Genomic DNA, 19883 nt, shown 5'->3' with positions numbered 1-19883 from the left:
GCGGTATTAGCGGGAACCAAGGACAGGATATATTTATTTATAAATAGTAAGAATGAATGTATGGGTGGCGAGATTTCACGTCGACGGCTCTTGGGGACGACGAGCACGACGGTTGTGACTGCTGGGTTGGCCGGCTGTGTTTCGACGTTTACCGCGGACGAAGAGATGAGCGAGCCGGCAGACGACGACACTGACGATACCGATTCCACTGTCGAGTCGGCGGACGACGACGCCGACTCCGCCGGTGAACCGACGGTGGCGAACACTGGTTCTCCCTGTGAGGTCGCAGAACGGTTTCTGGAGGCGCATCTCGGAACGGAGTACGAAACCGCCGTGGAGTTCTATCCGTACGGATACAGTAGTCAACTCTCCAGAGAGGCCCGGCTCTCGAAACTCAAAGAGACGGTTCCCGAGACGGAAACTATCGAACTGACTGATGTTTCCTGTGAACGGACGGAACCGGAACTGAACGATGAACGGCTCGCGGAATACTTCGAGGAACCGGTCACGTCTGTCACCAGACTCGAACTCGATTATTTCGTTCAACACGACGACGAGACGACCGAGAATTCGACAAGCGACGTCTGGATCGAAATCGATGAGGGATGGTACCTGTTCGATGTCGATCTCGATTCCGAGGTGACAGTCGAACTTTCAGAACATGTCGTCGATTCGGATGCGACCGGCGAGGACGCCGAAATCGCCGTGTCCGTCGTCGCCGAGAACGGGACGCCGGTCGAGGATGCGACGGTGGTCGCTTCTGCCGGTTTCGCGGAGCTCGACGACACAATTGATGCGGAAACGGGGGTCGTCGACGAGGATCTCGAGGGAACGTACGACGATCTGGCTGACCATCAGGCAGTCCTTCCTCTGGACGGCAGACAATCGCTACGTTCGGATCAGGACAGGGGAACTATCGAACTAGACGTTATTCCTCCGTCGGATTCGAACCTGATCGATGAACAGGCGAATCCAGAGCTTCAAGTTGTGAAGTGATGTCGCGGGCGTGTTCGAACTCGGCTGGGTCGAGTCGGAAGTGACCGGCACGCCGAACTGTCGCCCGGCGGCGACTATCACGTTCCGTAACTGACCGAAACAAACGTGGTCGCCGCCAATGGTGTATGTTATATATGCACAAACCACTGCTCGTGACCGACTTCCTCGATCGAGCACGAAAACACTACGGCGACGACGAGGCGGTCGTCGCCACGACGGGGGAGCGGTTCACCTACGACGAACTGGGAGAGCGGGCGGATCGGTTCGCGGCGGCGCTGCAGGACAGGGGCATCGAGAAGGGCGATCGCGTGGCCGTGCTCGATCCGAACACCCACTACCATCTGGCGGCGGCCTACGGAACGATGCAGGCCGGGGCGATTCATACGCCGCTGAACTACCGGCTCACGCCGGACGATTTCTCGTACATGCTCGAGGACGCCGGCGTCGATGCGATCTACGCCGACTCCGAGTACGCCGACAGGATCGACCCGATCCGCGACGAGGTGCCGACGGAGACGTTCATCACCAACGACGTCGACGCCGTCGAGGGCGGTGCATGGGACGCGTTCGACGACGTGCTCGAGGCCGCCGGGACCGAGTACGACCGCCCCGAGATGAGCGAGGACGAGATCGTCACGATCAACTACACCTCGGGGACGACCGGCGATCCGAAAGGGGTCTGTCGGACCCATCGGGCCGAAACGCTCCACGCGTACCTGATCGCGACCCATCAGGAGATCAGCGACGACGACGTCTACCTCTGGACGCTGCCGATGTTCCACGTCAACGGCTGGGGGCACATCTACGCGATCACCGGAATGGGCGCGAAACACGTCTGTACCCGCGGCGTCGACGCCGGGGACGTCTTCGAGGCCGTCCGAGCGGAGGACGTTTCGTACCTGTGCGGTGCGCCGACGGTGCTGAACATGCTGATCGACTACTACGGCGAACACGACCCCGAGACGACCGGCGCGAACGACGTCCGGATCGCGACCGCGGGATCGGCACCGCCGGAGGCGACCATCCGGACCGTCGAGGACGAGTTCGGCTGGTACCTGAAACACGTCTACGGGGCGACCGAAACCGGCCCGCTGATCACGACCTCAGACGCACGACGGAAGTTCGACGACGATGACTCGGACCGGTTCGCCATCAAGAAGCGACAGGGCCTCGGGTATCTCGGTACCGAGGTCCGCGTCGTCGACGAGGACGGGACCGACGTCGCCCGCGACGACGCGTCGATCGGCGAGATCGTCGTCCGCGGCAATCAGGTCATGGAAAAGTACTGGAACAAGCCCGAAGAGACGGAGGAGGCGTTCACGGACCGCGTCGAGGGCTACTACCACACGGGCGACCTCGCCGTGGTCGACGAGAACGGAATGATCTCGATCCAGGACCGCAAGAAGGACATCATCATTTCCGGCGGTGAAAACATCTCGAGCATCGAACTCGAGGACACGCTGTTCGACCATCCCGAGGTCTCGGACGTCGCCGTCGTTCCTGCCCCGAGCGAGGAGTGGGGCGAGACGCCGAAGGCGTTCGTCGTTCCGGCGAACGGCGATCCGGACGATCCGAGCGTGACGACCGACGAACTCGTCGAGTTCACCCGTGATAACCTCGCGGGCTACAAGGCGGTCCGGGAGGTCGAGTTCGTCGAGGAGTTGCCGACGACCGCGACCGGCAAGGTCCAGAAGTACGAACTCCGCCAGGAGGAGTGGGAGGACGAGGATCGGATGGTCGGTCAGGGGTGAGTCGAACCCGGATCCCGGTCGTTGCGGGCGCGTTCACGGTTCGGCGCTCCCGTCCGCGGTTCGGATCCCTCGAGACCGATCCGGAGCCGTCGGTGCCGGTACGTGGCGCTATATAGGGCAGTAGTCCGAACATAGCAACGGATTAGTGTGTTTTGTGGCCTCTCACGGACATGTCCGGACCGACAGGGACGACGCGACGCGCGGTGCTGACAGGGGGCGTTACTGCGGGGTCGCTCGCACTCGCCGGCTGTCTGAGCAGCTTCGGCGGCGGCGGCAACGGCGAGACGTACACGGTCGGCTACGGTGACGACGAGACCGAGATCAGTTCCGCCGCCTTCCCCGAGGAACTGCAGATCTACTGCGTCCAGACCGGCTGGTCCAACTGGGGGGCCGTCATGGACGCCTTCGAGGACGAGTACGGCGTCTCGCTGTACGACGCCCAGGGATCGTCGGGCGAGGCACTCGACGACATGCGCGCGAACGCCCGGAACCCGACCCACTCGGCGTACAACGGCGGCTACTCGTTCGGTCTCGAGGCGATGGCCGACGACCTGACGGCCGCGTACAAGCCGGCAAACTGGAACGTGGTCCCCGACGACCTCAAGACCGACGACGGTCACGTGACCGCGACGCGACAGATGACGACCGCGGTGACCTACCGGACCGACGTTTACGAGGAACGGGGGCTGGAGCCGCCGGAGACCTGGGAGGACCTGAAACACCCCGACATCGCCAAGGATCTCGCGTTTACGCCGCCACATACGGCCAACGGACAGGCGTCGGCGCTGTCGGTCAACCGCGCCTACGGCGGCGATCTGGACGATCTCGATCCGGTCATCGAGTACCACGAGGCGATCGCGGAACACGGGGCGGACTTCCGGCGCAACGTCGAAGGGCCGATGACCAGCGGCGAGATTTCGACGGTCGTCGAGTACGACTACACGGGGCTGAACCTGAAGTACAACACCGACGAGTTCGACGAGAACCAGATCGACGTGACGATCCTCACCGGCCCGAACGGCGAACCGGGGGCGATGAACGTTCCCTACGGCTACGCGTTGCTTCGGAACGCGCCCAATCCCGAAGCGGCGAAGCTGTTTATGGACTACGTGCTGACCCTCGAGTGTCAGGAACTGTTCTTCGACGCTTACGTGCGCCCGATCCGGGCGGACGAACTCGATCAGCCCGACGAGTTCCCGTCGCAGTCGACCTACGAGGCGGCGGAGTTTACGGTCGATCAGGAGGAACTCGTCTCGAAACAGGACGACATTCAGGAAGAACTGGTCGATCGAACGCCCCTGCAGGGTGCCCAGTGATCGTTCAGTATGTCTGTCCAGGACTCGATGGCGGCATCGGTCCGTCGGATCGCGTCGGCCGCGTCCGCGACCGCCAGCCCGACGACCGAACGCGAGCGCCGCCGGCGGCGAATCGCGATCCTGTGTCTCCCCTTCTTCGTGGTCGCGACCGTCGCGGGGTTCGTTCCGCTCGCGATGCTGGTCCGGATCAGTCTCGCGGACGACACGGTCTGGATGGAAGGCTGGTCGCTCGCGGCCTGGCGGACGCTCGCGACCGATCCGACGTACCTGCGGGTCGCCTGGAACACGCTGTGGTTCGTCGGACTGGCGACGGTCGTCAGCGTCACGCTCGGCGTGGCGATCGCACACGCCCTCGAGAAGTACGACCTGCCGTTCGAGCGCGCCGTCGTCGCGGCAGTGTCGTTTCCGATCGCATTGCCGGGGATCATCGTCGCGATCCTGATCATCGCCATGCTCGGCCGGCAGGGGATGGTGACGAACGCGATCGCGACCGTCACGGGGACGAGCGAGCACGACCTCGCGAGTGCGACCGCCATCACGGGGCTGTTTCTGGGCTACGTCTACTCGCTGGTGCCGCGGGCGACGATGGTGCTGCGGGGGACCTACGCCGAGATCAACACGCAGGCCGAGGAGGCGGCGCGGTCGCTCGGCGCGAGCCGGTGGGAGACGTTCTATCACGTGACCCTCCCGGAGATCCGGCCCGGAATCGCCGCGGCGGCGATCCTCACGTTTCGCTCCGGACTCGCGATCTTCGGGACGGTCCTGATCCTGCAGAGCCACCGGGTGGTCACGCTCCAGATACACCGCGAGCGAAGCGTCGGCACGTACGCCCCCGACGTCGCGGCCGCGATCGGTCTCGTGTACGTGGTCGTCATCGTCGCGGTCACGTTCCTCGGGCTTCGGTTCGTCAGGGCCGATACGGTGGAGATCTAACATGAGCGCCGACACGGAGCCGAACGGACCGGACGGTGCGTGGACGCCGTCTCCGACGGCGATCTCGACGCGGATCGGCCGACCGCTCGTCCTCGGGGTCGTCGTGCTCGTCGGGGCGTTTCTCACCGTTCCGGTCGTCGTGACGTTCGTCTCCTCGTTCGCGGAGACGGCGACCGGCGTGCTCCCGCGGGGGTTCGTGACGCTCGAGCACTGGCGGGACGTGCTCGGCGTGGGTAACGATCGGATGACCGTGCTGCCGGGACTCGCGTTCAGCCTCGCGATCGCGACCGGCGGGATGGTCCTGAACGTCGTCATCGGCGTTCCGATCGCGTACGCCCTCACGCGATACGACTTCTACGCCCGGGACTGGATCAACACGCTCGCGGTGGTCCCGCTCGTTCCCGGGGTCGTCCTGGGGCTTGCCTTCGTGCAAACGTATCCGAACTACGGTCGCTCCGCCCTCGGATTGATCGCCGGCTACTGTCTGCTCAAGTCGCCGTACATGGTGTTGACCGTCCAGAGTTCGTTCCAGTCGATGGATCTCGTCCGCCTCGAGGAAAGCGCCCGGTCGCTGGGTGCGTCGTGGCCCCGGACGTTTCTGACGATCGTCGTACCGCACGCGAAACGGGGGATCCTCGCGGGCTGTATCATCACCTGGACGCTCGCGGCCGCGGAGTTCAACTTCACGTTCATGGTCGTCAGCGGCAGCCCAGACCCGTTCGCGGTCTTTCTCTACCGAAATACCGCGAACGCGACGTACATGCAACGAGCGGCCGCCGTATCGGTGTACTTCCTGATCGTCGTGGCCGCGATCACCGCCCTGCAACTGCTCGGCAACAAGGGATTCACGACTGCACGAGACGGATGATCGATCGAACTTCCACTCACCGACGTCGCACTCGAATCGTCCGCCGACCGCGCCCACGCACCGTTTGCGTCCGGGGTGGTCGCCCGTGAGCGAGGTCCGCCTCGAGTCGCTGACCAAACGATACGGCGACGAGGTCGCCGTCGACGGCGTCGACCTGACGATCCGAGAGGGGGAAATCCTGGGTATCGTCGGCCCGTCGGGCTGTGGCAAGACGACGACGCTGCGGACCATCGCGGGTTTCGAGACGCCCACCGACGGGCGGGTGCTGTTCGACGGCGTCGACGTCACCCACGTCCCGCCGGAGGAGCGAAACGTCGGCCTGGTCTTTCAGTCGGACGCGCTGTTCGAGACGATGACCGTCCGTGCGAACGTCGCCTTCGGACTGAAGATGCGCGATGTGCCCGCGGACGAGCGCCGCAAGCGCGCGGACGACCTCCTCGCGATGCTCGACATCGCCGAGCTGGCCGACCGGCGGCCGGCGACGCTGTCGGGCGGCCAAAAACAGCGGGTCGGTCTCGCGCGGGCGCTCGCGATCGAACCGCACGTCCTCCTGCTCGACGAACCGATGACGGGACTGGACGCGAAACTCAAGGCGCGCCTGCGCGAGGAGATCGGCGATCTCCTCTCCGATCTCGGGGTGACCACCCTCTATGTCACCCACGATCAGGAGGAGGCGATGGCGATGTGCGACCGGATCGCCGTCTTCGATGACGGCGGTATCGAGCAACTCGGACGGCCGGCGGAGATCTACCGCCGGCCCGCGAACGCGTTCGTCGCGAACTTCGTCGGGACCTCGAATCTGCTGTCCGGCCGGGTGACGGACGACTGCGTCGACCTCGGGTTCGACACCCTCGAGATCGACGCCCAAACGAACGGCGAAGCGACGGTCGCGATCCGTCCGGAAGCGTTCGAACTCGCGGACGGAACCGGGATCGACGCCGAGGTGGTCGACGTGACCTATCTCGGCGACCGCACGCAACTCGAGGCGACGCTGTCCGACGGCACGTCGGTGACCCTCCGTGGCGACGGTGACGCGCACCGCGTCGGGGACTCGATCTCGCTGTCGATCGACGACGAGCGGGTCCACGTTCTCGAGGAACTCAACCGGCACCAGCCGTAGTGACTGTGCGTTCGACCGTCGGTTACTCCCGGCGGTCGTCCCAGCCCGGTTTGCCCCACTCGTCGTCTCGATCGCCGTTTCTCGAGGCGTCCGGCGTGGACCGTCCGGTGTCTCCGTTCGACCGCCGCCGCGCTCTCTGGCGATCCGTTCCGCTTCCTTCCGGTCGACGACGGTCGGCTCCGACGTTTCCTCGGCGATCGCCAGCCACAGGAGGGCGGGAACGCCGACCCGATCAGGAGCACGATGAGGAGGACCCCGGTCATCGATCGAACGTCGGGCGTGCGAGGACAAAAGTTCTGGTGAGGTTACAAGAACGTCGTCGTATGAAGGACGATCGCGGCTGTCCGAAGTGCGACCACACCGAGACCGAGATCGACGAGATCGCGACCACCGGAACCGGACTGTCGAAGTTTTTCGACGTTCAGAACCGGCGGTTCATGGTTATCAGCTGTACGAACTGCGGCTACTCCGAACTCTACCGGGGTCAGTCCTCCGGCGAGATGATCGATCTCTTCCTCGGGTGACCGCCGCTCGAGCGGAGCCGAACGCATCCCCGCTCGAGGAGCGGCGTCGACCGCCGTAGGAAACTGTAAACAGTTATCCGACTGGGTGCGCAAACCCACCACAAGATGGCCAAGGACGTCAAGCCCACCCGCAAGAACCTGATGGAGATCGAGGATCGGATCGAACTCTCCGAGCGGGGGCACGGGACCTTAGAGAAGAAACGGGACGGGCTGATCATGGAGTTCATGGACATCCTGGACAAGGCACAGGACGTCCGCGGGGATCTGGCCGACGACTACGAGCAAGCCCAGAAGAAGATCAACATGGCTCGCGCCATGGAGGGCGACGTCGCGGTTCGGGGGGCCGCCGCCGCGTTGCAGGAACACCCCGAGATCACCACCGAATCCAAGAACATCATGGGCGTCGTCGTGCCCCAGATCGAATCCTCACGCGTCTCCAAGAGCCTGGACGAACGCGGTTACGGGATCATGGGCACCTCGGCGCGCATCGACGAGGCCGCCGAAGCCTACGAGGACCTGCTCGAGAGCATCATCCTCGCCGCCGAGGTCGAGACGGCGATGAAGAAGATGCTCCGGGAGATCGAGACCACCAAGCGTCGCGTCAACGCCCTCGAGTTCAAACTCCTGCCCGAACTCTACGACAGTCAGGAGTACATCGAGCAGAAACTCGAGGAACAGGAGCGCGAGGAGACCTTCCGCCTGAAGAAGATCAAGGAGAAGAAAGAACAGGAGGAAAAGGAACAGCGCGAGGCCGAAGCCGAGGAGGAGGCCGAAGAAGCGGATCTCGAGCCGCCGGCCGCGGGCGGCGCGCCGAATCAGGACTGAGGCGATGGAGTGTCCGGCCTGTGGGACGGCACCGATCGTGTTTTCGGTTCCCGAGCAGTACCGCGAGTACGTCCCCGCCTCGATCGTCGCGTTCTGTCCCCGGTGTCTGACCCTCGAGCCGGCCGAGATGGACCCCGAACCTGACGAGACACCGGCCTTCGCCCGCGTCGGCGACGCCTTCCCGACACGCCCCGAGCGGGCGATTCCGCTGGCGATCGCGCTCGATCTGGCCGGCTCGCTCGCGACGAACCGATCGGCGATCGAATCCCTGCTCAGGGACGTCGAACGCGCGGGCACGGACCCTCTGCTCGTGCTCGATCGACTCGGAACCGACCCGTCCGTCGAGCCGGCGATCGATCTCGACCGGCGACGCCACCAGCTCGAGCAGTTGCTGTACTAGCGCGCCCGTTCGTTCGGAGACGCGTTCGGATCGCCGTCGAAACCGTCGCTACTCCGTCTTCTCGCGTTTCGTTCCGTACTACTGGAGCGCCTCGACGACAATCTTGCCGAGAATCAGGAACGGCGTTCCGATCACGTTGTCGCTGACCGCCTGTTTCACTACGCCCTGAAGTCAGGGACAATGACCGTGAACGCTACTGAAGTGGCGTCCGACACTCCTGTGTCGGCAGAACGAGAGTCCACTGACAAGCCCACCGCTGAAGCGGTGGGTAGCTGACAGCGGCGGTGAGGTCTATCGGCTCGTCTTGTCGATCGAGACACGATAACTCCGCGTGTCGGTCGCCGCTTCCGGGCGGCCCGACGAAACGGAAGGAAGGGGTTACTTCGCCGTCGGCGTCACGTTGTCGCTGACCGCCTGTTTCACCTGAAGGGCGGCGCTTGCGGCCAGACCGCGGGCGACTTCGTTTCGTTCGGCGGAGGTGATGACTTCCTCGGTTGCGTCCTCGAGATCCGGCGAGAAGCCGGCGCTGACGGCGTGGCCGACCGGCGGTCGAACGGCGACGGTCACGCGGGGACCCGTCGCGCCGGTCGAGACGTCGGCGTCGACGACGTACTCGTTGGGGAGGAACTCGCGGGTGCGGGCGGCGATCCGTGAGACGTCACGGTGGAGCAGACGTTTCTGTGTGCTCGAGAGGTCCGGAACGTCCGCCGCGGCGCGCTGACCAGCAGCTGTTTCCCCCGGCAGCCCTGCGTACGGCGTATTTCCGTTCATGAGAAGTGTGTACCGATAGCAATGGGCTGCCGGGTCAAAAGGGTTCGCCTTCGGGCATCGCCCGCGCTCGGCGACCGTCACGCAAGCCGTGACGGCGACTACCCGCCCGGATCGAGGGCGGGACGTGCGGGCTCGGCTGTCGGTTGAGCGCGATATATTGCACGCATGCCGACACTAGAACGGGTAAGCGATCATTCATCACCGAGGTTTCGTGGATCGATGTGCTCTATCTCACGAATATCTGGGTAGAGCGTATCCGTCGAGATTATCGGCTCGTCTAGTGTATCGGCTGTGCCAAGATGAACTGCATCGAAGACGTTGAGCCGTTCGTATCGCTTCCGCAACGTTGCTGCGGCCTCCATCGCGTCGACGGTCAGCGGGACCAGCTCGATCCCTTGATCGGCGATCGCCGCGTGAGCGTTCGCGAGTTGGTCCTGCTCCCAGTCGCTCTCCATGACGTACTGGACTTCGATCGCCGTCGCGACCGATGTTTTCGGAACCGCAACGGCCTCGAGATCGACGCTGCTGGCGAGCCAGTCGTCAGGTTTCAATACGGCGAGAATCGGGTCGGTATCAAGATACACGCTTGCGTTCCAACCGATCGCGGATATCTTCGCCAGCCTGCTCGGTGGTGAGTTCGTGAAGTCGTGCAGTGCGCTCCTCATGGACAACGAGCCGGGCTCCATACCGCAGCGCATCGGAGCGCGAACTGAACATCCCCTCTTCGACGAGTTTGTCGAGTTCCGCCACCAGTTCCGGGGGCAGTGAAACTGGCACTGACTTTCGATCGCTACCCATACTCATCCCTATTCTATACTATTGTATAAACCACTCGCCGCTCTCGTTCTGTGAGATCGGCGGTTGTGGTTAGTTTGTCGCGTTCTGCCGGGCGGCGAAGGCTTGGAGCCGCGATTCTGCGGTTGACGATTTGACGTGACCGAAACAGTTTGAGAACGAGGAAGTTCGTTGTGTTATTTTCTAAAGATACGTTCAGCAGCGTTCCGATTCCGTGTTTTTCGTCTCGAAAATCGGAGTTCGTGTCGACAGTGTGTTCTCGCAGAAACCTGTCCGCCCGGCTCGAGGGCGGGACGTACGGGCTCGGCTGTCGGTTGAGCGCGATATATTGCACGAACGTCGTCACTAGATATAAGTCGCTCCGTGTACTAGCTCACGCCGGAAGCTACCGTCTCCAGAACCGTCGCGGGGGGCATGCGCTGAAATGCCCCGGGTGCTGGGACACCCGAGACGTGGCTTCCGACCGGATGGTCGAAGCCATGATTGCGTACCCGCTCCCGAGACATAAACGTCTCGACGAAACTCCGTTCACCCGACACGGAAAGCGGCGCGTCCGAGGTGCGTTTCAGAGTCGAACTCGGCGAGGGTGTCGGTTTTGCGCCGAGTTGATTCGCTCGAGGACGGCGGCCGGCGGGACCCCTGGGGGATTCCCGCGAGGTCGCATCTCGTCGCGGTCCGCTCGAGCGAGCGCGTCGTGGGTTCGACCGATCCGGGACGTTGCGCTGGACCGCGAGTCACGGCCGGGACCGACCGACCGATCGCCGTGATCGGCCCGGTCACGCCGACATCGTGGCTTCCGGCCCCGTCCCGCCGCCGTCGTCTCGAGTCGGAGACGAAGCGAGTAGCCCCGCCTAGGCCGAGATGATCGGTTCGCTCTCGCCGTACACCGCGAGCACGAGCGCCGTCGTATACGTTCCGGACTCGGCTTGCGCGCTTTCGACGGCGACGTGTGGGTCGCCGAACTCCCAGTCCCGAAGCTCCTGACCCGCCGCCAGTCCCTCGCGGACGCGCCGTTCGACGTCCTCGCGGTCCATCTCGCCTGCGGTTTCGTAGAACAGTCCCGGACCGTCCTCGACGGACTGGGACCACGCGAGCGCGGCGCTGACGCGCCCGGGGCCGGCGGTGGTCGCTCGTCCCTCGACGACGGTCAGGCGTTCGCCGGCGGGACCGAGGTCGGGGGCGGTGCCGACGGCCTCGACGTCGACGCCGGCGGGGATCACGGACGACACCGAGACGAGGTTGTAGTTCTCGACGCCCGCGTTTGCGAGCGCGGCGTCGTAGGAGGCCATCGCCGTTGGAGCCGACGCGGCCCCCCAGACGACTCGAATCGTGCTCATACTCGATGTCGGGGGTCGGCGGCGTAAGGGCTTGCGATCCGATGCTGACGCTTCCCGGTCTCGGAACCGAACCCCACTTTCGGGGCCGAAGTCGGTCGAACTGGTGCTCCCGAGCCGAGCCTGCCTCTCGAAGGCCCTTTTCGAGTGCGATTTCGTCGTACTCGCGGTAGTCCAGCGGATACGGACCGGTCCGTGCGTATCCGCGACGGCGATACAGGTCGGGCAAGTACGGATGGGTCTCGGGCGTCGTCAGCCACATCGTCGCACAGCCGTCGGCTCGAGCCGTCTCCTCGGCGTGCTCGAGCAATCGACTGCCGATCCCCTCGCCCTTCCAGTCCTCGTGGACGCCGAGCCGGCTGCACTTCACGCGGTCGGGGTCCGTTTCCTCGAGTCGGACGCCGCCGCCGATCTCGTCCGAAACGTCGGCGATGTAGACCCGATGCTGTCGGATCCATTCTCCGACCGTCGACTCGTGAACGGACGCCGCCTTCGCGGGGAATCCGAGCCGGCAGTTCTCCTGATACGCGCTCCGGGACACCCGCGCGAGCGGTTCGGCGTCGGAATCCGTGGCCTGACGGATGTGCAAGTAAAAACAAACAGCATGACAGGACTGTCGCGGGCCGTGAGCGGAGCCGGAAGCGCTGACGGCTCCGCGAACCGGGGAAGGGCAGGCGGCACCCCGACGCTCACCGCGAGGGAAGCGAGGCGGCGAAGCCGCCTCGGATATGCGAACGGTGCAGCCGTGAGTGAGCGCCACCGGCGCGAACGAGCGGGCCGACGACCGATGTGAACGACCGACCGAAGGGAGCGAGAGAACGGAGGGAGGAGTGCTTTTGATCGAAATTTTATCGAGGGCCGTCGCGCTTGTGGCAGCAACGCTGGCGCAAGCGCGACAGACCGCAGAATAAAATTTCGGTTGTTATTGGTAGAAGTAACCCGCAGAGGAGACGACGTCGCTCGAGTCGTCGTTTTCGATCTTCTCGAGGGCGTCGGTGAAGTCCGCGTGGCGGACCTCGTCGCGGTCGTTACGGATGGCGAACATGCCGGCCTCGGTGGCCAGACTTTCGATGTCGGCTCCGGAGTAGCCCTCGGTTTCGTCGGCGAGGGACCCGAAGTCGACCTCGTCGGCGACGTTCATCTCGCGGGTGTGGATCTCGAGGATCTGCTCGCGGCCCTCGCGGTCGGGTTCGGGTACCTCGATCAGTCGATCGAACCGGCCGGGCCGGAGGATGGCGCGATCGAGCATGTCGAAGCGGTTGGTGGCGGCGATGATGCGGATCTCGCCGCGGGCCTCGAAGCCGTCCATCTCGCTCAAGAGTTGCATCATCGTCCGCTGGACCTCGGCGTCGCCCGACGTTTTGGACTCCGAGCGGGTGGTGGCGATGGCGTCGATCTCGTCGATGAAGATGATTGCGGGTTCGCGCTCGCGGGCCATCTCGAAGAGGTCGCGAACGAGCCGCGAGCCCTCGCCGATGAACTTGCGGACCAGTTCCGAGCCGGCCATCTTGATGAAGGTGGCGTCGGTCTGGGTGGCGACGGCCTTCGCCAGCATCGTCTTGCCCGTCCCCGGCGGCCCGTACAGCAGGACGCCGCTTGGGGGTTCGATCCCGACCTCGTCGAAGAGTTCCGGCTGGGCGAGGGGCTGTTCGACGGCCTCGCGGACTTCGCGGACCTGCTCGTCGATGCCGCCGATGTCCTCGTAGCCGACCTCCGGCTTCTCGGTGATCTCCATCGACTGGGCGCGGGCGTCGGTTTCGGCGTCTAACACCGTCTGGATCGCAAAGGAATCGTTGACGGCGACGCGGTCGCCGGCGTCGACGCGGTCGGCGATCCGCGGCGAGACGTCGGTCAGCACCTCCTGATTGTTGCCGTGTTGTTTGACGACGACCTCGCCGTCGTCCATCACGTCCTCGATGGTCGCGATGTACAGCGACGAACCCTTGAGCGTCTCGTTTTCGCGTTCGACGCGGTCGACCTTGTCGCGGAGTTGCTGGCGACGCTCGCCGGCCTCGTCGAGCTGTTCGGAGAGCTGTTCGTTGACCGCTACGAGGTCCTCGTAGTGCCCGCGGAGCGCCTCGAGCCGCTCGTCGTCGGGGAGATCGGGATCGATATCGCGGTGAGGTCGTTCGGGGAGAGACGGGCTTCGAGACATCTTGCTGTGCACGGATAAGTCCCCCACGATAAATGTGCCTTTGGGTCGCGGACGGATTTCCGTCCGGCGGCGATCCCGTCTGCAGATGCCGACACGGCCCGTGTTCTCACTCCAGCAACGTTTCCATTTCGTCGAGGCGGTCGCCGTACATCGCGAGCGCGCGGTCGATCGGCTCCGACGTACTCATGTCGACGCCGGCCGTCCGGAGGAGTTCGAGCGGATACTCGCGGGAGCCACGACGCAGGAACTCGAGGTAGTCGTCGGCTGCCGCTTGTCCCCGTTCGAAGATCCGGTCGGTGATCGCGAGCGCGGCGGAGATGCCGGTCGCGTACTGGTAGACGTAGAAGGCCCGATAGAAGTGCGGGATGCGCATCCACTCGCGGGCGATCCGGTCGTCGACGACGGCCGGGTCGTAGTACTCGTCCTTGAGTCCGCGGTAGATCTCGTCGAATCGGTCCGCCGTGAGCGGCTCGCCCGCTTCCTCGAGGCGGTGGGTCTCGTGTTCGAACTCCGCGAACAGCGTCTGGCGGTACAGCGTCGATCGGACCCGCTCGAGGAACTCGTTCAGGACGTGCTTGCGGAACTCGGGGTCGTCGACCGTCTCCAGCAGGTGCCGGGTCAACAGCGCCTCGTTGACCGTGCTGGCGACTTCGGCCACGAAAATCTCGTAGTTCGAGTAGACGTAGGGCTGTTCTTCCGTGGTAAGCTCCGAATGCATCGAGTGGCCCAGTTCGTGGGCGAGGGTGTACATCGAGGAGATGTCGTCCTGATAGTTCATCAGGATAAACGGCTGGGTGTCGTAGGTGCCCCCGGAGTACGCGCCCGACTGTTTGCCTTCGTTTTCGTAGACGTCGACCCAGCGCGAGTCCAGCCCCTCGGCCACGCGGGACTGGTACTCCTCGCCGAGCGGTGCGAGCGAGTCGACGACGTAGTCGGTCGCCCGCTCGTACTCGATGTCGGGGCCTTCGTCGCCGGTCAGTGGCATGTAGAGGTCCCACATCCGGAGGTCGTCGACGTCGAGGGCCTCGCGTTTGAGTTCGGCGTGGCGGTGGAGCTTCTCGAGGTTGTCGTGAACGCTCTCGACGAGCGTGTCGTAGACCTCGACGGGAACGTTCGGCCCGTCGAGAGCGGCTTCCCGAGCGGTGTCGTAGTGACGCGCCTGGGCCGTCTTGACGTCGGCCTTGACGCTGTTTTTGTAGGCGGTTGCGACCGTATTTCGCATCGACTCCCACTCGTCGAAATACCCTTCGTACACGCGGCGACGGAACTCCCGGTCGGGACGTTTGAGCAGGTTCGTGAAGTTGCTCTGGGTGATCTCGACGGAGTCACCGTCGGGGCCCTCGACGGTCGGAAACGCCATGTCCGCGTTCGAGAGCATGTTGTACACCTCTCCCGTCGCCCCGGTCACCTCACTCAGGTCGGCGAGCAGTTCCTCGACCTCCGCCGAGCGCGTGTGGGGTTTCATCCGGAGTACGTCGTCGACGTAGTGGTCGTAGGTCTCGAGATCGGGCTCCGTCTCGACCATCGCCTCGAACTCCTCGCGGGTCAACTCCTGAATCTCGGGGTCGATAAAGGAGGCCGCGGATTGGGCGTCGGCCGCCAGCGACTGGGCGCGGGCGGTCAGCGCCTGATAGTGTTGGTCGGTCGTATCCTCGTCACGGCGCATTCTGGCGTAGGCCGCGACCGTCGAGACCTCGCGCATGACCGCGTCGCGAAGCTCGAGTACGTCGAGGAGGGTGGCCGCGTCGTCGGTGACCTGCCCCTCGTAGGCCGCGAGTTCTTCGACGCGCTGGGCGACGCCCTCGTAGGCGGCTTCCCAGTCGTCGTCGCTCGCGTAAATGCTCTCGAGGTCCCAGGTGTACTCCTCGTCGACCTCGGACCGTTCGGGAACGGAACTCATGGGCGCGATTTTGGATCGAAGGTGGTAAAGGGTATCGAACCACAGTCGATCGCGACCGTACCGGCGCTTTTGTCGATCGGGATGGATGGGGACGTATGGCTGACAGCCGATCCGAGCCGGCCGACCTCGAGCGCGCGCTCGGTCGCGCGTGGACCGACGAGCGACCGTGGAACCTGCTGACGCGATTGACCGCGCTCCCACACCGGATGGGGGGATCGCCGGCGGAACGGCGGGCCGCCGAGATCGTCCGCGAGACGCTGGCCGATGCAGGACTCGGCGAGGTCCGTCTCGCGGAGTTTCCGATGCAGTACTGGCAACGCGGAACGACGGAGTTCGCCGTGGTCGGGACGGAACCGTTCTCGGCGGACGACGAGCCGACGGGCGTCGATCGATCGTTCGAGGCGCTCGCCCTGCCGTACTCGCCGGCCGGCGACGTCGAGGGGCCGCTGGTCGACGTCGGCTACGGCACGCCCGACGAGATCGAAGACGCCGACCTTCAGGGGGGAATCGCCGTCGCGAGCACGACCACGCCGCCGGGCCAGCGGTTCGTCCACCGGATGGAGACATACGGGCACGCGGTCGCCGCGGGTGCGAAGGCGTTCATCTTCGGCAACCACGTCGCCGGCCAGTTGCCCCCGACCGGTGCGTTGCGGTTCGACGGCGAGGCCGCCGTTCCGGGCGTCGGCGTCAGCGCCGAGACCCACGACTGGCTCACTGAGTACGCCGACCGCGGGGCTCGAGCCCGAGTTCGTGTCGACGCGAGCACCCAAGCAGGGACGAGCCAGAACGTTCACGGGACGCTCGGCCACGAGGCGGCCGACGACGAGGTGCTCCTCCTCGCCCATTACGACGCCCACGACGTCACCGAGGGGGCGCTCGACAACGGCTGTGGCATCGCGACCGTCGCCGGTGCGACCGCGATCCTCGCGGCGATCGAGGACGACCTCGACTGTCGCGTCAGGATCGCGGGCGTCGGCTGCGAGGAGATCGGCCTGCTCGGTGCCGAAGCCGTAGCCGAGACGTTGCCTCTCGAGTCGATCCGTGCCGTCGTCAACGTCGATGGTGCCGGACGGTTTCGGAACCTGCAGGCGTTATCACACGGATCGGCGGCGCTCGAGGGACTGGCCGACGAGGTAGCGAGCGACGCCGGACAGCCGGTCGTCCACGACGAGGACCCGCACCCGTTCAGCGATCACTGGCCGTTCCTGCGTGCCGGTGTGCCGACGCTGCAACTCCACAGCGAGCCGTCCGAGGGCGGCGAGCGGGGCCGTGGCTGGGGACACACGGCGGCCGACACGCGGGACAAGGTCGATCCCCGGAACCTCCGGGAACACGCGATATTGACGGCGCTGCTGGTTCGCGAACTGACGAAAGCGACGGTCCCGCGGATCGACGAGCGGGACCTGCGCGAGCGGTTGCGGGAACAGGAGTACGAGCCGGGGATGCACGCGGCGGAGATCTGGCCCCTCGAGTGGGATCGGTGACGGCGAGGGGACGTCAACCGCCGGGCGGCGGCTCCGGGTTCGTCCGGCTTATCGCATCTCGGCGTCGACGGCGGTTCGGACGACCCGCGCGACGCCGAGCATCGCCGCGAACGTGCCGATGAACACGAGCGCAGCGAACAGGAACGCGCCGAACGCGGTCGCGCCGATATTCGGATAGGAAAACAGCAGTGACACGACGAAGCGATACCCCAGAACGACGATCAGTACGCCGGCCGCGATGTAGATCGACGCGCGCCAGTAGGCACCGTACTCTTCCGGCGACAGTTCCATGCGCTGTCATCCGTCTTCCCGCATAAAAAGCGCTCGTCCACGGCTCGAGCGGTCGGCGTCACCGTCGCCGGCACGAGCGCGATGCCGACGCGCTCGATTGCGCTCGAGTCAGCGGACGCCGTCGGCCACCTGTCCGGCCACTCGAGCACCGGTCCGTCGCTGGACGCGCCGCGTCTCGAAGATCTCCCGTGTGCTTGCAGCCGCTTGCGCGTCGACTGCGAACGCGAGGTCGGGATAGCTGACGTCGGTCAGAACGAGCGGCTCCGGCGGCGCGGGCGCGATCCCTTCGTGTCCCGGGAGCGGAGTCGGGGCGAGCGCCCGGTCGATTTTCTCGAGCGGGGCGTCGCCGGTCCCGACCGCGCGGGCGAGCGAGACCAGCCGCCGAACGAGTTCGCGGGCGAAGCCGCCCGCCGAGACGGTGACCACGAGGTAGTCGCCGTCGCGGGTCGCCGCCACGGTCGGCGAGCGTTCGGTGTTGTGGTCGTCGGGGGTGAGGTTGTGGAAGTCGTGTGTCCCGGAAAGGGCTTCGCAGGCGGCCGCGAACCGGTCGTCGTCGACGGGCCGATCGCTCGCGGGTTCCGAACGGCCCGCCTCGAGCGGCGCGTACAGGTGGTACGTGTACTCCCGGCGGGTCGCGTCGTGAGTCGCGTGAAAGCCAGCGGGCGCGTCGGCGGCCGCCCACGCCCGGACGTCCGCGGGGAGTTCGGCGTTCAGCGCCCGCGGCGTGAGCCAGTCGGGGGCCTCGAGCGCGACGGTCTGGGCGAGCGCCGAGACGCCCGCGTCGGTCCGGCCGGCCGCGGCGTAGGCGTCGGGCTTGTCGGCGTCGGGTTCGAGCACCCCGAGTGCGCGCAGGGCGTCGAACAGGGCGTCCTCGACGGTGGCCACGTCGGGCTGGCGCTGGAAGCCGTAGTAGTCGCTTCCGTCGTAGGCGAGACGAAACGCGCGCGGAGCCATCGGTTCGACGCACTCGAGCCAGCGTGTTAGGGGCGTCGAATGGCCGTCAGGCCGACTCCTCGGTCAGGTCCTCGATCCAGCTTAACGCGGCCATCGCCTGGGGAAACCCGACCGTCGGGATCGAGAGGACGGCGACCTGTTTCAGCGCGTCCGGATCGACGCCCTCCTCGAGACCGCGCCGGACGTGGGAGTGGACGGCTCCTTCCGACTGGGCGGCGACGGACAGCCCGAGTTTGACGAGCCGTTTCGTCTCGTCGTCGATCGGTCCCGCGGCCGAACAGGATGCGCCCAGATCGGCGTACCGGTCCCAGACGTCCGGGTATTCGGCCGCGAACTCGCCGGCGGTCGACGGCAGTTCGGTCGTGGGGTCGTCGACATCGTCACCCATGGGCGTCCCGTCACCGTCGAAGCAGTTACTCGTTGTGCCGGGGTCGACGACTGCGAGCTAGCCGGCCACTCAGAAGGAGGACGCCCCGCCCTCGAGCACTCCGAAAACCCTCTCGGCGGGCGGAATCGCGCTTTGTGCCCCCTCCCGTTCGGTCGCGATCGAGGCCGCGACGGTGGCGACGTCGACCGCGTGCTCGACGGCAGCGCCGTCCGCGAGCGCGGCCCCGAAGTAGCCACAGAAGGCATCCCCCGCGCCCGTGGTATCCACCGGATCGACGGTCGGCGGCGTGGCGCGGTGTGTCACCGAACCCGTAACGATGACGTCGTCGCCGCCCCGCGTCCGGACGACAGTTCCGTCGACGGCCGCGAGGCGGTCCTCGAGCGCCCGGTACTCGGTTTCGTTGACGACGACGAAATCGATCGCGGACCGATCCAGCAGCGGCGCGGCCCCGCCGACCGGTGCCGGGTTGAAAACGACCGTCGGTCGGATCGCCTCGCGCTCGAGTCGCCCGAGCAGGCGGTCCATCGTGGCTCGCGGAATCTCGTTTTGGAGCAAGAGCACGTCGGCCGTCCTGATGCGGTCGTACTGCCGGTCGAGGTACGCTTCGTCGACCGCGTCGTTGGCTCCGCCGACGATGGCGATCCACGATTCGCCGTCGTCGTCGACGAAGACGTACGCCTTGCCGGTTTCGCGGTCGGTGATCGCCACGCGGTCGACGTCGACGCCGCGCTCGGAAAGCGTCTCGAGGACCCCGTACTCGGCTTCGTCAGCGCCGACGCACCCGAGAAGCGACGTTTCGGCGGAAGCGCGAGCCGCCGCGACCGCCTGGTTTGCCCCTTTCCCGCCGACGACGTTCCGGTACGACCGGCCCTCGAGTACGGTCCCGTCGGTCACGCCGTCGATGCGAACGGTTTCGCCGGCTGCCGGGAACCAGCCGTGGCGGTTCTCGAGTTCGCGGATCCGCTCGGCGGGCAGATACTGGATTCGGTCGACGTTACTGCTCCCCAGGCTCACGACCTCGCTCATCGATGTTTCGGAGTCGCGTATCCACGTATATACACTGCCCGTTTGTCGGTCG

General features: G+C 65.5%; 20 protein-coding genes and 2 pseudogenes. 10 read left to right on the top strand and 12 right to left on the bottom strand.

The features are described from left to right. Positions 1 to 60: 60 nt before the first annotated feature. The 9 genes from TX80_RS05065 (at position 61) to TX80_RS05020 (ending at position 8733) form a co-directional block, all read left to right on the top strand. Positions 61 to 996: a hypothetical protein gene (locus TX80_RS05065; RefSeq protein WP_154658572.1), complete on the top strand. Its 936-nt coding sequence runs from the start codon at positions 61 to 63 to the stop codon at positions 994 to 996. Positions 997 to 1130: 134 nt separating this feature from the next. Beyond that, on the top strand, positions 1131 to 2747 hold the full coding sequence (locus tag TX80_RS05060) for a long-chain-fatty-acid--CoA ligase (RefSeq protein ID WP_049921874.1): 1617 nt from the start codon (positions 1131 to 1133) through the stop codon (positions 2745 to 2747). 170 nt (positions 2748 to 2917) lie between these two features. After that, a complete protein-coding gene (locus TX80_RS05055) occupies positions 2918 to 4063 on the top strand; it encodes an extracellular solute-binding protein (protein WP_049921873.1) in 1146 nt (381 codons plus the stop codon). 9 nt (positions 4064 to 4072) lie between these two features. Next, positions 4073 to 4996 (top strand): ABC transporter permease, encoded by a 924-nt coding sequence (locus TX80_RS05050; protein ID WP_049921871.1) that lies wholly within the window; start codon positions 4073 to 4075, stop codon positions 4994 to 4996. A 1-nt stretch (position 4997) separates the two neighbouring features. After that, positions 4998 to 5864 carry an ABC transporter permease gene (locus TX80_RS05045; RefSeq protein WP_081661440.1) on the top strand — a complete coding sequence of 289 codons (867 nt, stop codon included), beginning with the start codon at positions 4998 to 5000 and terminating at the stop codon, positions 5862 to 5864. A gap of 85 nt (positions 5865 to 5949) precedes the next feature. After that, positions 5950 to 6984, top strand: coding sequence for an ABC transporter ATP-binding protein (locus tag TX80_RS05040; RefSeq protein ID WP_049921868.1), 1035 nt, complete (start codon positions 5950 to 5952; stop codon positions 6982 to 6984). A gap of 323 nt (positions 6985 to 7307) precedes the next feature. Then, positions 7308 to 7508 (top strand): zinc ribbon domain-containing protein, encoded by a 201-nt coding sequence (locus tag TX80_RS05030; protein WP_049921866.1) that lies wholly within the window; start codon positions 7308 to 7310, stop codon positions 7506 to 7508. A 105-nt stretch (positions 7509 to 7613) separates the two neighbouring features. Beyond that, positions 7614 to 8333, top strand: a complete 720-nt coding sequence (locus TX80_RS05025) for a V-type ATP synthase subunit D (protein WP_049921864.1) — start codon at positions 7614 to 7616, stop codon at positions 8331 to 8333. Positions 8334 to 8337: 4 nt separating this feature from the next. Then, positions 8338 to 8733, top strand: a complete 396-nt coding sequence (locus TX80_RS05020) for a DUF6276 family protein (RefSeq protein ID WP_049921862.1) — start codon at positions 8338 to 8340, stop codon at positions 8731 to 8733. Between the two features lie 378 nt (positions 8734 to 9111). On the opposite strand, the gene TX80_RS05015 is transcribed toward TX80_RS05020, so the two are convergent. The 8 genes and pseudogenes from TX80_RS05015 to pepF form a co-directional block, all read right to left on the bottom strand. Next, positions 9112 to 9504, bottom strand: coding sequence for a DUF5811 family protein (locus TX80_RS05015; RefSeq protein WP_049921860.1), 393 nt, complete (start codon positions 9502 to 9504; stop codon positions 9112 to 9114). 191 nt (positions 9505 to 9695) lie between these two features. Further along, positions 9696 to 10190, bottom strand: coding sequence for a type II toxin-antitoxin system VapC family toxin (locus TX80_RS05010; RefSeq protein ID WP_326544621.1), 495 nt, complete (start codon positions 10188 to 10190; stop codon positions 9696 to 9698). Then, the gene (locus TX80_RS05005) at positions 10078 to 10308 is read right to left on the bottom strand and encodes a ribbon-helix-helix domain-containing protein (protein ID WP_326544620.1); all 231 of its coding nucleotides are present in this window, start codon (positions 10306 to 10308) and stop codon (positions 10078 to 10080) included. The genes TX80_RS05010 and TX80_RS05005 overlap by 113 nt, the downstream gene beginning before the upstream one ends. 63 nt (positions 10309 to 10371) lie before the next feature. Further along, positions 10372 to 10547, bottom strand: a pseudogene (locus tag TX80_RS18510) (IS6 family transposase); the annotation flags it as partial. 603 nt (positions 10548 to 11150) lie between these two features. Continuing rightward, positions 11151 to 11636, bottom strand: a complete 486-nt coding sequence (locus TX80_RS04995) for a pyruvoyl-dependent arginine decarboxylase (protein ID WP_049921856.1) — start codon at positions 11634 to 11636, stop codon at positions 11151 to 11153. Positions 11637 to 11829: 193 nt separating this feature from the next. Beyond that, positions 11830 to 12174, bottom strand: a pseudogene (locus TX80_RS18505) (GNAT family N-acetyltransferase); the annotation flags it as partial. 381 nt (positions 12175 to 12555) lie between these two features. Beyond that, complete coding sequence (gene pan2 / locus TX80_RS04985) at positions 12556 to 13788, bottom strand: proteasome-activating nucleotidase Pan2 (protein ID WP_049921854.1); 1233 nt, start codon at positions 13786 to 13788, stop codon at positions 12556 to 12558. Between the two features lie 106 nt (positions 13789 to 13894). After that, positions 13895 to 15688: an oligoendopeptidase F gene (gene pepF / locus TX80_RS04980; RefSeq protein WP_049921853.1), complete on the bottom strand. Its 1794-nt coding sequence runs from the start codon at positions 15686 to 15688 to the stop codon at positions 13895 to 13897. 95 nt (positions 15689 to 15783) lie between these two features. Between pepF and TX80_RS04975 the strand changes: the two genes are divergently transcribed. Further along, positions 15784 to 17172, top strand: a complete 1389-nt coding sequence (locus TX80_RS04975; protein WP_049921852.1) for a M28 family metallopeptidase — start codon at positions 15784 to 15786, stop codon at positions 17170 to 17172. 48 nt (positions 17173 to 17220) lie between these two features. Here TX80_RS04975 and TX80_RS04970 read toward each other — a convergent pair whose 3' ends face one another. The 4 genes from TX80_RS04970 to TX80_RS04955 all read right to left on the bottom strand — a co-directional run bounded on the left by TX80_RS04970 (position 17221) and on the right by TX80_RS04955 (position 19831). Further along, on the bottom strand, positions 17221 to 17463 hold the full coding sequence (locus tag TX80_RS04970) for a hypothetical protein (RefSeq protein WP_049921851.1): 243 nt from the start codon (positions 17461 to 17463) through the stop codon (positions 17221 to 17223). 108 nt (positions 17464 to 17571) lie between these two features. Then, on the bottom strand, positions 17572 to 18417 hold the full coding sequence (truA, locus tag TX80_RS04965; protein ID WP_049921849.1) for a tRNA pseudouridine(38-40) synthase TruA: 846 nt from the start codon (positions 18415 to 18417) through the stop codon (positions 17572 to 17574). A 46-nt stretch (positions 18418 to 18463) separates the two neighbouring features. Beyond that, positions 18464 to 18805, bottom strand: a complete 342-nt coding sequence (locus tag TX80_RS04960; RefSeq protein WP_049921847.1) for a carboxymuconolactone decarboxylase family protein — start codon at positions 18803 to 18805, stop codon at positions 18464 to 18466. A 69-nt stretch (positions 18806 to 18874) separates the two neighbouring features. Beyond that, positions 18875 to 19831, bottom strand: coding sequence for a PfkB family carbohydrate kinase (locus TX80_RS04955; protein WP_049921846.1), 957 nt, complete (start codon positions 19829 to 19831; stop codon positions 18875 to 18877). Between the last annotated feature and the right edge of the window lie 52 nt (positions 19832 to 19883).

Origin of the sequence: Halopiger djelfimassiliensis, from assembly GCF_000455365.1 — an archaeon.
Taxonomy (GTDB): Archaea; Halobacteriota; Halobacteria; order Halobacteriales; family Natrialbaceae; genus Halopiger_B; species Halopiger_B djelfimassiliensis.
This window is presented reverse-complemented; position numbering and strand designations above follow the sequence as displayed.